The sequence below is a fragment of the Pseudomonas asturiensis genome, from assembly GCF_900143095.1.
Lineage (GTDB): Bacteria > Pseudomonadota > Gammaproteobacteria > Pseudomonadales > Pseudomonadaceae > Aquipseudomonas > Aquipseudomonas asturiensis.
This window is the reverse complement of the sequence record NZ_FRDA01000005.1, coordinates 278,950-293,292: the sequence shown is the minus strand read 5'-3', so window position 1 is coordinate 293,292 and position 14,343 is coordinate 278,950. Positions and strand designations below refer to the sequence as shown.

Annotated in this window: 10 protein-coding genes; 3 read left to right on the top strand and 7 right to left on the bottom strand. The window is 57.5% G+C overall.

Annotated elements, in window-relative coordinates:
- The first annotated feature begins 58 nt into the window (after positions 1-58).
- From BUB69_RS11715 to BUB69_RS28210, 3 genes are all read left to right on the top strand, one after another.
- The gene (locus BUB69_RS11715) at positions 59-3,844 is read left to right on the top strand and encodes a hypothetical protein (RefSeq protein WP_073166466.1); all 3,786 of its coding nucleotides are present in this window, start codon (positions 59-61) and stop codon (positions 3,842-3,844) included.
- A gap of 148 nt (positions 3,845-3,992) precedes the next feature.
- Entirely contained in the window at positions 3,993-4,895 is a 903-nt protein-coding gene (locus tag BUB69_RS11710; protein WP_084537088.1) for a hypothetical protein, read from the top strand.
- A gap of 165 nt (positions 4,896-5,060) precedes the next feature.
- Positions 5,061-5,963, top strand: a complete 903-nt coding sequence (locus BUB69_RS28210; protein WP_084537086.1) for a hypothetical protein — start codon at positions 5,061-5,063, stop codon at positions 5,961-5,963.
- Between the two features lie 53 nt (positions 5,964-6,016).
- Here the strand turns inward: BUB69_RS28210 and BUB69_RS11695 are convergent, their stop codons facing one another.
- The 7 genes from BUB69_RS11695 to BUB69_RS11665 all read right to left on the bottom strand — a co-directional run bounded on the left by BUB69_RS11695 (position 6,017) and on the right by BUB69_RS11665 (position 14,338).
- The gene (locus BUB69_RS11695) at positions 6,017-8,254 is read right to left on the bottom strand and encodes an ATP-binding protein (RefSeq protein ID WP_073166453.1); all 2,238 of its coding nucleotides are present in this window, start codon (positions 8,252-8,254) and stop codon (positions 6,017-6,019) included.
- On the bottom strand, positions 8,251-8,865 hold the full coding sequence (locus tag BUB69_RS11690; RefSeq protein WP_073166450.1) for a biliverdin-producing heme oxygenase: 615 nt from the start codon (positions 8,863-8,865) through the stop codon (positions 8,251-8,253). The genes BUB69_RS11695 and BUB69_RS11690 overlap by 4 nt, the downstream gene beginning before the upstream one ends.
- A gap of 197 nt (positions 8,866-9,062) precedes the next feature.
- Positions 9,063-10,010: a CDF family Co(II)/Ni(II) efflux transporter DmeF gene (dmeF, locus tag BUB69_RS11685; protein ID WP_073166446.1), complete on the bottom strand. Its 948-nt coding sequence runs from the start codon at positions 10,008-10,010 to the stop codon at positions 9,063-9,065.
- 25 nt (positions 10,011-10,035) lie between these two features.
- Positions 10,036-10,311, bottom strand: a complete 276-nt coding sequence (locus tag BUB69_RS11680; protein ID WP_073166443.1) for a metal/formaldehyde-sensitive transcriptional repressor — start codon at positions 10,309-10,311, stop codon at positions 10,036-10,038.
- 67 nt (positions 10,312-10,378) lie between these two features.
- On the bottom strand, positions 10,379-12,412 hold the full coding sequence (locus BUB69_RS11675) for an LTA synthase family protein (RefSeq protein ID WP_073166440.1): 2,034 nt from the start codon (positions 12,410-12,412) through the stop codon (positions 10,379-10,381).
- Positions 12,413-12,422: 10 nt separating this feature from the next.
- On the bottom strand, positions 12,423-13,043 hold the full coding sequence (locus BUB69_RS11670; RefSeq protein WP_073166436.1) for a hypothetical protein: 621 nt from the start codon (positions 13,041-13,043) through the stop codon (positions 12,423-12,425).
- Positions 13,040-14,338 (bottom strand): sialidase family protein, encoded by a 1,299-nt coding sequence (locus BUB69_RS11665; protein ID WP_073166433.1) that lies wholly within the window; start codon positions 14,336-14,338, stop codon positions 13,040-13,042. Before BUB69_RS11665 ends, BUB69_RS11670 begins: the two co-directional genes overlap by 4 nt.
- Positions 14,339-14,343: the final 5 nt, after the last annotated feature.

The window sequence follows — 14,343 nt, the reverse complement described above, 5'->3', positions numbered from 1 at the left end:
GCCTGAATGCCTTGCAACGCCTGCTGCAACAGCCTCACCCGAACAAGGAGTTCACTCAATGACCATTGGCAACATGAGTGCCGGCCCCTCCTGCGAAACCGGCAAACTCATCGTTCAGATTATCGGCAAGGATCATGAGGCCAGTCAGAAACTGGTACTGAGCAGTGCGGATGGCTCACGCACCTATCCATCCCGACCAGAAGCCCTGGAAGACGAGCAATGCAGTTGCGTTCTGCAGGTATGGGATCACGTCGCCGGTGCGCAACTTGAACTCGAAATCGTCAGCACAGAGGGCGAACCGATTCGGCTGCCATTGCTCGGTGACACACGGATCACGCCACGACAGGCCGACGCGCAATTCAATCAGGTCGTACCGGTGCTGCCTTTCGCGGCGCTGCCCGGTTCGAACCTGCCGTACGATCTGGGCACACCCGTGCTGGCCCGCGCCGGTTATGTGTACGTGTTCTATCGGCAAAAGCTCTGGCGAGAAGTGGAAGTACGGATTAGCAATACCGTTACGACCTACCATGACATTGACGTCGCTCGTTATCGTCATGACGATGGCTTTATACCCGGAGAACGTAACGCTACCGGCGTGGCGCTGGACGATATCTGGCTGCCGGCCATCTGGAACAATCAGCGCGTGCTGGACGTCCAGCTGTGCTTTTCGGAGATACAGCTCAGCGCTGCCCGGCTGGAACGTCTGGAGCGTGATGCCGCAGCGAGGACCCAGCGCTGCACCAGCCCTGATCTCACGTGTTCAAAAGAGCGCTTCAAAAGGCTGTATAAGGGCAAGCCCGACGGCGAGGCCATGCTCAAGGCCTTTTCCGGCTTCAATGCTCAACACCAGATCACTCAGAGCTTGATGGCTCCGATTACGGCAGCACGACTGAACCTGGATCAGTCGGTATTCCCTGTCAGCCTCGTAGCGCCCCAGCGTGTGCGACAACCTGGTTACGAACGCCTGCTGGATCACCCCGCCTTGTATCTATGTGATCTGTTGGGCCAGTTTCCAGCCAAGGCTCGCGAACAGGCAAACGCCTTCCTTGACGAGGCCGACAACGGCAGAACGCTCAACGACACACTGTCTCTGGAGTTGTCTGCACTTGCCGATGCCATGCAGGCCAGATTGCCTGCTGATGACGAGGACGCCAGCGACAGTCTGGCGCTCTGGCAAGCTCAGCCAAATGCGGCCGACGTACTGAACAAGGCCCGCCAGCGTCAAGTCTGCGGCGTGTTGCTGGATGACTCGAACCATCGCATACGCCACCTGCGCCAGCGTATCGACAGTCATCAACAACTGTTTGGCATCTGTGCCCGCTACGCCATCCAGCATCCCCACCACGCCAGCGCGCTGCTGGTGCACCAGTTGATCATCCCACCAACGATAGGAGGCTCGAAGAATCCACTCAATGAAGTGATCACCTCGCTTTCCGATAGCGGCCGACAGGCGATCAATCAATGCACAGCCGCTGTCCAGCGTATGCGTGTGTGGCGCGACATGATCAGCGTTCAAAACGCGCTGGTCGAAAGCCTCAAACGCGTCACTACGCTCCAGACCCTGGCCGACCACTTGAGCCTGGATGGCTTCGAATACGTCGCCGCACTGTATGACCTGAGCAGGACACTGACGACCCTCGCACTCTCCCCCTCAAGCGTGGATCCGCTGGCACCCGGCGGCAATATCGTGGATGCGGTTACGCAAGTCGGTTTCTGGGAACCTCAGGTCAGTCAGGGCCAGACACTGCTGTCGCAGATCACCAACGACCGCAAACACCCGCTGCATGTCATGCTCTGGCCCGAAAGCGATCTGGAAACCGTCTGCAAGCCCTACGAAGCCCCCATCGACGAAGACAAGAACCTGGGCGACGGCCGCTTTCGCGCGACTGAACTTGCGCGTTTCGAAGACTTTCCAGTACCGGTCCCCGACACTCAAGTCACACTGGACGCGGCACTGTTGGCCAGCCTGTTGGCCGGCGACAGCCTGCAGAACTTCTTTCTCATCAACAGCGGTAAGGCCACCACCGCTGCGCTGGTGGGGATCTTCGAAAACCTGCAAGGCGCAGTCGACGCAGCCGAGAATGCCGTCGGCAAAGCGGAACAGACACTTGCGTCGAGCAAAGCCAAGGTCGCCAGCGCCGACGTCCAAAGCCAGTCGGCTATCAATCAACTGGCCCAAGCCCGCGACCAACCCCTCTCCAACGCGCGCCGAATCAACATCAACCGCCAGGGTCGTGGTGTCCAGCAACTGCGCAGCATGATGCCCAAGCGTTTTGGCCCCGCGTTCCTGCTGAAACGCAATCGGGTCACACCACAGCATTACGTGTTCGGCCTGGAAGACCTGCCCACCCGAAGCTCCATGCCCAACGCACGCTACGGTGAATACCTTGACCCGGATGGCAACCCATTCCGAGACATCGATCCCCCTGTCACCCCACGCGGCCCCCTGACCTCCGGCGAACACCACGTGCTGGTGATCCCACGCGGCCACAAGACCGCACAGATGATTGCCGACATCAACCGAAAACTGAAAGCCGCCCAGGAAGCAGGCCATGCGGTTCGAGAGACCGAGCAGGCTTTTGTCCGGGCGAGAAGCGGGCTGAGTCAGGCCATTGAAAACCTGGATGCGACGAAAAGCGGGCCTGTTTACCGGCTTTTGAGATCGACACGGTTTTGTGTAGGGGTGTTGATGTTGGAGATTTGGAATGTGGGTTCGGAGGGTGATGCGTTAAGACAAACCATTCGCGAGAAAAACTCTGTACGCGCAGGTGCAGGACTCATCGCAGCAATTACGGATTTAGCGATTGCAGGAGAAGCGTTATCGGTTAAGTTAGCAGGTACTCAATCAACACAAATATTAAGTAGAAAAATTTTTTACACGATCTCTGACGAAGCCGCAGCCAGATGGCTGGGAGCGAAGCTCGGAACCGCACTGACCAAGCAACTATCACTTCGACTCAGCGCACAACTGTTTTCAGGCGCACTTTTGGCCGGAGTTAATTTATACGATGCATGGCATGCGTCGCAGTGGGACGACCCGGCCATGTACGGCTACCTAATTATGTCTGCAGGGGGACTGGCAACTGTAGTAGGCTCAGCATTCGGAGGGACGACAGTATTTATGGGGCTTACCCCGCCTGGTTGGCTTGCGTTGTTATTGCTAAGCATAGGTATTGGGCTAGTTTTAATCCTAAGTGCAACTCCGTTGGAGACCTGGTTGAAAAGCGGACCGTTTGGCAAGGCGGACACTATTGATCAACACCTACAAGATCCAACGGAAGCCCTGTACCGTCTGATCAGTTTGCTAGCAGGCATCCGCATCAGCATTAGTAAAAACCCCGTTTATGAACCTCAAGCCAAATTAAATTTTCGAGCCGAAATACCTCAATCCATAAGGAGTGCCGATACAATAATTCGCATTGAAAGCCGCTTGCCAGGCCTGATCGGCAGTCTGGACGGATTGAGCATAAACGCAGACTGCCGACTGGTTCGAATCAACGGAAATCTGGACAAACAAGGAATGTATTACAAAACAGCAGCTGAAGTAAGAAAATTGGCCGAACTCCCAAAGGGCCAGCGGATATCTACTGGATCGTTAGAACTTTTCTTTTCCACACCTGAAAGAGTGGGCACAAACAATTGGTCGAGGCATTCTCATCATTTCCAATGGGCAATCAGGGCACAGTTTATTCTGACGCGCGGCGAAGAAGTACGATATTTTCCAGCACCTGCAATAAAGGATAAAACCCGATACAGCTCCGCCCATGCAAAGCCAGATTTCACTAAAACCAACCAACCTTTCTGGGCTGATGAAGTTATCTACGGAGACACCTCTAATGAATAAGCCCGAAAAACAGACCTACTATAGCAATGAATCTTATCGGCCCGACAATATCATCGCGCAGAAACCCTGTCTGAGGCGTCGACCATTCGGCTCGACTTCAGTGCGGCTACCTTGGGGGTCAACTCAACCAGTGACGTCAGATGGGATCATGGAACAATCCTCTCCCGCAAGCATGAGATTCTGGGAAAAAACGGAGAAAGAAAGAGAAGAAAAACGATCAAACGGCGCTTATACACCAAAACTATTTGAAGGCGTAGAGCTTTACCAAAAATACGATCACGAACGTTTTAAACATTCACAGCTACCACTCAAATCACAGCTATGGCTATTCATGCTTCACCTTGGAAAATGGGGTTTTCTAATGCTTTCCCCCATCACTTTTATTTCACACATCGCAGTGGTCTCCGTAGCTGACGACTCTTGGCAAGTAGTGACAACTGAGCTATTGACCGGCTTATATCCATTAGTGCTTGGCATACCTTTATTCTTATGGCTCATCGGCCACATCGTCATCAACCACTGCCCCAGCATCTGGTTCCGCCCTCCCAAAGGCCCGCTTTGGGAACTGAACCGCCGAACCGGTCTGGTCACAATATTCGATTACAAACGCCAGCGAAAAGAAGGCGTGATAGACGAGTTCATTGCGCCGTTCTATGAGTTCGATGCCTTCATGATTGCCACTCGGGATCGATACGGCTCCAACTATGGATTGCTGCTCCGTCATCGCTATGAAGACCGGCAGATCAATTTTCATTCACTGCTCGGCCCCGACGATTTCAAGCATCGCCCCTGCGCGCTGTGGGATTTCCTGCAGAACTACATGGATGTCAGTCGACCGATCCCGGATATCCCGCTTTTCGAACCCTATAGGCACCTGGATCCGGTCACTGCGAGATACGACAAGGAAAACTCCCGCGACCCGCGCTACTGGATCGACATGGACGACGACACATTCAAGCAGCGAGTCGATGAGATGTGGCAGCGTGCATATGCCATCGATACGTTCACACGGCCGAACTTGATGGAAAAGTATGTCAGCTATAATGATTGAGATTTTATGAGTACGACAAAGAGCGACCAATCGTATTACGAATCACAAGCCTACAGGCCTTGCAGTATTCCTGAACAAAAACCCTGTCTGAGGCGTAAGTCATTCGGTTCTACCTCAGTTCGTCTACCTTGGGGCTCAACCCAACAAGTGGCATCGAACGGAGTCATGGAGCAGTCAACCCCTATGAGCATGAGATTTTGGGAAAATACAGCAAAAGAAAACGAAAAACAGAAAACAGAAGGAACCTATGTCCGCAAACTCTTCGAGGATGTAGAACTTCACCAAAAATATGACCAAGAGCATTTTAGATTCGCACAACTACCCTTCACATCTCAACTATGGCTTTATTTACTGCAACTGGGAAAAATTGGATGCATACTATTTCCACCCATACTGATCTATATACATTTTCTTTCTATATATCAATCTAGAGAATCTTGGCAGGCTGTTACCCTTGAGCTACTCCAAGAGGTCTACCCCATTTTTCTTGGAATACCCCTGTTCTGCTGGGGGCTAGGTCACATCGTCGTAAACTATTTCCCCAAAATCTGGTTCCGCCCCCCCAAAGGCCCACTCTGGGAGCTGAACCGCCGAACAGGACTGGTAACAATCTTCGACTACAAACGTCACCGAAAGGAAGGCGTGATAGACGAGTTCATCGCACCGTTCTACGAGTTCGATGCCTACATGCTCACCACTCGGGATCGTTACGGCTCCAACTACGGATTGCTGCTCCGCCATCGTTACGAAGACAGGCAGATCAACTTTCATTCATTGCTCGGCCCCGACGATTTGAAACATCGACCCTGCGCGCTCTGGGATTTTCTGCAGAATTACATGGACGTCAGCCGACCGATCCTGGATATCCCGCTGTTCGAAGCCTACCGGGCTCTGGACCCTGTAACAGCAAAATACGACAAGGAAAACGGCCGCAACCCACGTTACTGGATCGACATGGACGAGGACACATTCAAACAGCGAGTGGATGCAATGTGGCAGCGCGCGTACGCCATCGACACGTTTACACGGCCAAATCTGATGGAACGCTATGTCAGTTACAACGACTGAAAGAAGTCAGCAAAACAGCGGTCGGGAGCGAGTGTTCCTCACTCCCGACACACTCACTCCGCCCGAGGCACCGTAAACCGGAATTCACTGCCGTGCCCGACTTCGCTCTCCGCCGCCAGCACGCCGCCGTGGGCCTTGATGATGCCTTGAGAGATGTAAAGGCCCAGCCCGGTGCCGCTCGGGTTGCCTTCTTTCACGGTCCAGTAGCGCTCGAAGATGTGCGGCAACTGGTCGGGCGGGATGCCTTCGCCGGAGTCGCGCACGGTGAAGACGATTTCTTCGCCGCTGGACATGGCTGCCACGCCGATCTTGCCCAGCTTGGGGGTGAATTTGATGGCGTTGCCGATCAGGTTCGACAGCACCTGAAACAGGCGCTCGGGGTCGGCCTTGACCTTGAGGTCGGGCTCGGCGTCGAAGGAGATCTCGATGGACTTGTCCATCGCCAGCGGGGCCAGCAGTGAGTAGGCTTCTTCGAATATCTGGCTCACCTCAAGAGGCTGAGGCGTGATGGTGTAGCGGCCAGCTTCGATTTTCGAGGTATCGAGCAGGTCTTCGAGCAGCACGTTCATGCGGCTGGCGGCCTGTTGCATGGTGTCGATGGCCGAGGAAATGCGGCGTGACGTGTGCGGGCCGTCGGAGCTGAAGGACTTCTGCATCATGCCGCACAGCATTGAGATGACGGTCATGGGGTTGCGCAGGTCGTGGGACACCACGGCCACCAGCTCGTCGCGAGCGCGCACGGCCTGTTGCTCGCGGTTGACCTGACGGGCAAGGTCGTCTTCCAGTGCCGAGCGACGCAGGTCGTTGGCCGCGAACCGGTCGCCATGGCTCCATTTGGTCGCGATGCCGGTCATTTCGACTTTCCAGATCTCGAACGACGTGCGAGGCCTGAGGTGCATGCCGACGTCTGAGCTTTCCAGGTTCAGCGGTTTGGTCGGGTCGCCGCTCCACTGAATGCTTTCCTTGACCTCGGGGCGAAACCAGATCACACCGTTGTCCACCGGCTTGGGCAGGCTCATGGCCAGAACGCCGCTGGCGATAGTCTGATAGGCCTCAGCGGGCGGATACACGCTGGACAGCTGATGAGTGGAGAACACGGGCTCACCGGTGGCCATTATCCATGTGTGCAACGCCCTGATCTCTGCAGGGTCGGGGCAGGTGCCATAACAGTGCATTTGCCGGTCTTCGATAATGGCAACGCCGGTGGCACCGACCAGGTCCATCAGCAACTGCGGCTGCTGCGACAGGCCGTCAAACACGTTCTCTTCGGAGGTGATCATCGACTGATGCAGACGGCCGAGCGTCAGCAGCTTGGCCTCGCGTTGCCGGCTGACTTCGAGCGCTTCCATTGCACTGATCTGCAGCGACAGCACCTGACCAAGCGCCTGGCACGCACTGCGCAGTTCGTGGGAAACGTACAACGGTGTGCGATGGCCGCAACTGATCAGGCCCCACAGCTTGTCGCCCTGAATCAGCGAAACGCTCATTGAGGACAGCACGCCCATGTTCTTCATGTACTGGCAGTGGATCGGGGAGACGCTGCGCAGGGTCGAGAAGCTCAGGTCAAGCTGCTGATGGGTATCCGGACGCAGTTGCGGCACCAGCGGCACAGGGGTGTAATCGGCATCGGGGATGATGCGCAACCAGTTGCGACGGTAAAGCTCGCGCGCCTGCTCGGGAATGTCCGACGCCGGGAAGAACAGGCCGTTGAACAGCTCCATGGACGGCGACGAGGCTTCGCCGATCACCTGACCATGGCCCTCTTCTTCGAAGCGGTAGATCAGCACGCGGTCATAGCCAGTCATTTTCTGGACTTCGCGCACGCTGATTTCGTAGAGCGTTTCCAGGTCTTTGGCCGCGTGCAACTGGCGCAGCATACGCCCTAGATTGCCGGTACGTTCAAGGTAGCTCACAGCCTGAGCGTCCTTGTCCTGGATTTCGAGTTCCAGAATCAATGCGCCCTGGCTGCGGTGCATCATGGCTTCGAATTCGATGCCGTTGACGTTGATGAGCAGGCGTGGTGCATCGACGAACGATTCGTGGGCACTGGCACTTCTGATCACATCGGCCCAGCCGGCGCCCAACGCATGCTGCAGCGGCTGACCGATCACCTGCTGCGGCTCAAGACCCAGTACGGTATGGATGTTGCCGCTGACCTGAAGCACCGTCAGCTCAGGCTCTGTCAACGTGAACAGCAGGCCATGAGGCTGGATGGCCCCTGGAAACTGGATGGGTTCGTCAGCGCAATTGGCCAAGAGAGCTTCAAAAGCGTCCTTGTCGAGTTGGCTCATAGCAGTACCTCTTGACCGTCGAGCCAGTGCTCGAAACATGCAAATGTGGAATGCGCGGCCCGTGCCGCAGCTGCACTGAAGACAACGTCACTCTGCACATTGTCCAGATAATTCAGAAATGCCTTCCAGCGGCGTCCGGTGTCGGCACCATAGACATCCAGAAACGCAGCGCCGGTGTGCTCATCCAGGCCCAGCCGCTTCTCCACTTGGCGCCGCAGGACTTGTCCTCCGAGTGTGGCACCTTCCAGCACGTACAGCACGCCCAGACAGGCACCGGGAGAATCGATCACGGGCAGTTGCGTGCACAGTTCAAGACGCTCGATGTCCTGCTCAGTCATGCCCAACGCGCGCAGGTCATCAACCAGCACGGGGGTTTTGACCCGTTCGTGTGGGACGAGTTCTGGCGGAACCAGCGCACTGCTTCGCAAAGCCGACTCCAGCGGCAGATAAAACCCGTAGTAGGCTTGCAGCAAACGAAGGTAAAGAGCGGTGTCCAGGCTGGAAGAGAAAAACGGCATGCGTTTTTCGAGTTGGCCGTGTAGCTGATGAGTTTCAGCGCGAAGTGCATCAAGCAACTTCGGCGGGTTGGAACAAGAAAACGTTGCCGGCATCCAGTAAGGCTCTCGAAAGTTCGATAAGGCAGAAAAACCGCGTCCGAGCGAAAATTGACGGACAAAATACAGACTGAACGCAAAAGCCGACAGTTTTTTTCCGAATGAGCGATGAAATACACAAGTTTTAAATGACAACCAACAGACAATACACCCGCACGACTCAAAAATAGCCTTCCGGAGTGCCTGTCAGACACTCAGGCATGTGCGGTCTGATACTCGATCGTCAAATGCGAGACCTCATGTACGCCAGCGAGTCTGGCACGGATCACGTCGACCGGCTCTTTAATATCAGCCAGGACACTGACGATGGCTGCATGGGCCTGCGGCCCGACCCGCCAGACGTGCAGATCGATGATGGTCACGTTGCCGATGGTCTGCACGACTTCACGGATTTCAGCCGCCACGTGCTCGTCGGTCATGTCCAGTAGAACGCGGGAACTGTCCTTGATCAGGCCATAGGCCCACTTGGCGATGACACACGCACCGACAATGCCCATCACTGGATCCAGCCAGACCCAGCCCAGATAGCGCCCGGCCAACAGGGCGGCGATGGCAAGCACCGACGTCAGTGCATCGGCCATGACATGCAGATAGGCCGAGCGAAAATTGTTGTCGCCGTGGTGGTGATCGTGAGAATGCCCGTGATCGTGGTGCGCATGCGCATGCGCATGCCCGTGTCCACCCGACAGCAAAACGGCACTCAACACATTGACCACCAGACCGATGATCGCGATCACGGTGGCTTCGCCAAACGCGACAGTGGTGGGCTGAAACAGGCGGACCAGCGACTCGATCCCGATGCCCAGCGACACCATGGCCAGGATCAGCGCCGACGCAAACCCGGCAAGGTCGCCGACCTTGCCGGTGCCGAAGCTGAACCGGCGGTTGTGGGCATTGCGCCGCGCGAACGCGTACGCTCCGGCCGCAATACCCAGTGCCCCGGCGTGGGTAGCCATGTGCAGACCATCAGCAAGCAGCGCCATGGAGCCGGTGATATAACCCGCCACGATCTCGATCACCATCATGACGAATGTCAGGCCCACGACCCACAGTGTGCGTCGCGCATTGCGGTCATGGGCGGCGCCGAGAAATACGTGGTGATGGGGTTGAGCGGACGCGTGGCCGTCGTGTGCGTGGATCATCGTGAAGTTCCCTGGACGACCAGCGTCATTTGGAATAACGGCGGATGGCTTCGAGCAACTCGTCCAGGCCTTGCGCCCGGTCTTCATCGCTCAAGTCAGGATGCGCCACATGCTCGCGAGCATGGGCTTCGATGATCTGGTCCAGCAGGCCGTTAATGGCCCCCCGAGTAGCGGCAACCAGGTGCAATGTCTTCGCACAATCGGCATCGCCCTCCAGATTGCGTTCGATCGCCTGGACCTGCCCGGCAATGCGCCGGACACGTTTGAGCAAATCGACCTTGTCATTCACCACGTGCGCCATACCCTACCCCCCCTACCTATATGGAGGCGATAGTAGGCGCATCCAATGCGCGACGCAAACGCAGGGGTCAGCGCACGTTCTGATACAGCATCATGCGCGAGGTCTCGTGCAGCCCGCGAGTCAGGTCGCGCAAGCGCTCGAACTCTTCAGGGTTCTGCTCGGCAACGTTGTCCAGCGGCGTGGGCGACGCCAGATCGTGCAGCGTGGGAGAGCTGCCGTCATGCTCCATCTGCAACAGGTAATGCTGCGTGACGCCGCCGATCAGCGGGAACGTCCCTTCGCGCAGTACCAGTGGCACCACCCGCTCGCCCTCCGGGGCAGGCTGCTGAATATCGCGCCCCATCGCGCCGTTACTGAATGGCATGCCAGCCATGCCCGCCAGAGTAGGCAGCAGATCGGCAAGCCCCACCGCCTCGTTGATGACCCGAGTGCCAAGAAGTCCCGGCGCATGAATCAGCATGGGCACGTTATTGCTCTCCAGCCCCAGTTGCTCGAAAGCAGGTGCCATGTGCGGAATCTGGCTGATGCGCGTGTTGTGGTCACCGAACAGCACGAAAATGGTGTTCTCGTAATAGCCGCCCGCCTTTGCCAGCTCCATCAGGCGACCGATGTTGAAGTCCAGCAAGCGCACCGCGTTGTACTGCTCGACGCTGCGCGAACCGGCGGCCTGAACCTGCTCAAGCGTCTTGTCGCTGACCTTGAAGCCGTCGTTGTCTTTCGGGATGGTGAACGGTCGGTGGTTGCCTGCCGTCTGCACGTACGCGAAGAACGGTTTGTCAGCGGGCAAGGCGCGCAGGATACGGTCGCTTTCCTTGAACAGGTCCAGATCGGAAATACCCCAGACGTCCACCTGCGGCGACTTCCAGTCGCGCTCATCGTACAGACGCACGTCGTCGATGCTGCGCCGGATCAGCGCGTTCATGTTGGCCCAGCCGGAGTTGCCGCCAATCATGTACAGCTTCTCGTAACCCTTGAAGTCATTGATGATCGTGCGCTGACGCGTGAGCAATGGATGACGCGTGGCGGTCTCCTGACGGGTTACGTCGGGAACGCCGGTGATGCTCGCCCACACTGTTTTTGCCGTACCCGTGACGGGGACGTAAAAGTGCTTGAAGAACCAGCTCTGGGTCGCCAGATGATCCAGATTCGGCGTCGGGTTGAGCGGATTGCCATACGCGCCGACAGCACTGGTGCCCAGCGATTCCAGCATCACGAACATCACGTTCGGCGGACGATCACCCGGCAGGCGATACGGCTGCACCGGCTGCTGGCGAGTGAAGTCCGGAACGCTCACATCCGGCTTTTCAACGCCCAGATAGCGGGCCACAACGTCGTAATGTTCGCGCACCTGTTTTTCGTCGTAGCGCGACTGGGCGACTTTCAGCGTGTCATAGAGGAACAACGCCGGGTTGAGCCCCAACGCCGCCACCTGACTGTTGCCGGAGAAAAACGCATCGCTCCAGCGCAATGGCACCGGGTTTTCCAGGTTGAGGTTTTCAACCCGCCCCAACAGGCCGAGGAACGTCGCACACAACATTACGGCTGAAACCGCCGCAATCGACCCACGCGTCATCGGCTTCGGCGCTCGTTGCAGCGTCACACGCTCAAGCTTGATCAGCGCCCACCCCATCAGCGCAACGGTCAGCAGCCAGCCGAAAGTGATCCCCAGCACCGGGTAGGTCTGCCAGAGCATGTCGCGGGAGATCTGGGCGTCTTCCAGATAGCGCAGCACACTGGCATTGAGCCTTACGCCGAGGTACGCGTAGTGGCCGAAGTCAACGATGTAGACCATCGTCAGAATGGCCAGCGCCAGCACCAGGTAAATTCTCACCACCCAGCGCAACGAGGGCATGCGGATCGGGTTGACACGCGGCAGCCAGAGCAGCACGGCCACCGGCAGCAGCATCAGCAACGCCAGACGCAGGTCGAAGCGAAAACCGATGCCCAACGTTTGCAGCACGTCGCTGCGGGTGAACAGCGTACCGGGCTCCACACCCGAAAAACCGTAGAAGAACACCATGCGCAGCACGGCCAGTAACAGAAACACCAGTACGATCGCGCCCAGCCAGTAGCTCAGGCGTCGTGATTGCAACCCACTCATTCTTATCCCTCTACACAGCACTGGCAGGCAGGGCTTGCGGACGGTTGCGCCCGACAGTCCTGCGATACACATAACGAACACCCAGACACACCAGCGCTGCGCAGCAATACAGCGCCAGCAGCGGATCGATCAGGTAGTCCCAATAGTTTTCCGAAGGCTTGATCCGGAACGTGAACGCCAGTGTGGCGGCACTGAGCATCACCACGCCCAGTACGTTGCGCAGGCAGACCAGCCCCAATGTGATGACGGCGACAATAATGATCATCGTTCTGGGGTTGTAGCCCCAGCGGTACGGGTCGAAATAGGTCAGCCCCAGCGTGGCCGGATACAGCGTGAGTGCCATGACGGCGAACACCGACAGCACCACCAGACGATGCGCAGCGGCCATCGGCTTGATCACACCCAGTTGGCGCAGCGTGAGCCAGCCCAGCACCACCAGACTGCTGATCGCCAGGTCATCGGTCAGGCTGCGGGCGTACGCCGCCAGGGTCAGATCGTTGATCGACACCACACTGAGCAGCGAAGTCGCTGCCAGCAGACCGCATCGCCACCACAGCGAAGACATCAACGGTGCCAGCAGAATGAACAGCGTCCACGCAAACGCCAGATGGGCCAGTCCAAGCGCAATCATAAAAGGTGCTCCGCCAGCCAGGCCTCATTGAAGCTGACATGCTTGATAAACGTGTTGTTCCACGAATAGACCAGGTGATAAAGCCCCTCGGGGCTGCGGATGAAGTACGGGTACTCGTACTCGAAATCACAGCCTTGCGGCGAACAGACACGCTGATCGAGGTTGCTCAAAAACTCCGCTTCCATCGGCTGCCGACGTGCGCCGCTGGAGCTTCTGAAGCCTTCTCCGATCACCTCTTTGTAGGCCTCCAGCGAGAACGGCGTACCCAGCGGATCGGGGGATTTGTCCAGATCGATCACCGGCCGCCAGATGTCCATCTGCTCGTCGGTGCCGTACAGGCTGAGTTTGAAGCGCCCTTCGCGCAAGTCATTCAAGGCCACCAGCAACCCCTTGCCCGGCACGCCCACGGCGGCCAGCGACGAGTTGGGGTTGCTGGGCGACAACGGGTGCGGCTCGCTCCAGGTCTGCCCGCCATCTTCTGTGCGGCTGGCCAGCACACGGTGATGGGTTTCACCGGCGTAACGCAGCAGTGCCACGGCGCGCTGCCCGTCCAGCGGCACGACGGTCGGCTGCAACGAATTCTTGCCGCGGCTGATACGAAACTTGTCGATGACGTCGCCATCCGGGCTCAGGTACAGGTATTCGGCAAACTTGCCGAGAAACTCGTGATACACCGGCAGGCCGATCGAACCATCGGCGTGAAACACAGGCGCGGCGCGCACCAGCGTGCTGATATTGAGAAACGGCGATGTCACCAACTGGCGCGGTGGCGACCAACTGGCGCCCATGTCGCTGGACACCATCGCATTGACGGTACTGCCTGCCCAACCGCCCACCGAGACCGACACGTAGAACAGCCACAGGCGATTGTCGGGTGCCAGGGCAATGACCGGGTTGCCCAGCTTGCGGATGTACTTGCCGGTGCCGGATTGAGTCGATTCGCGAGTCGCGAGCACCTGCTCGCCGCCCCACTCGCCTGTCGAGGCGTCATATCGCGAGGTGCGTATCTCGACATCACCCGCGCCTTCACGGGAGCCTGCGAACCACACCGACATCAGATCGCCGCCATGCAATGCCGTGACCGCCGAGGAATGCACAAAGTCATCCAGATCGGAGGAGGCAAAGCGCGAACTGAAGGACGCCTTGGGCGCGACGCTTTGCGTATTGACAGTCGGGGCGCTGACTGCAAAGCCGGAAATCCGGTGCAGCGGATGGCTGAGCCATGCGCTGATAAAGATCGACACAACGATCAGGCCTGCGCTCCATGCGACCAGGTTTCGGGAAATTACACGCATGAAGG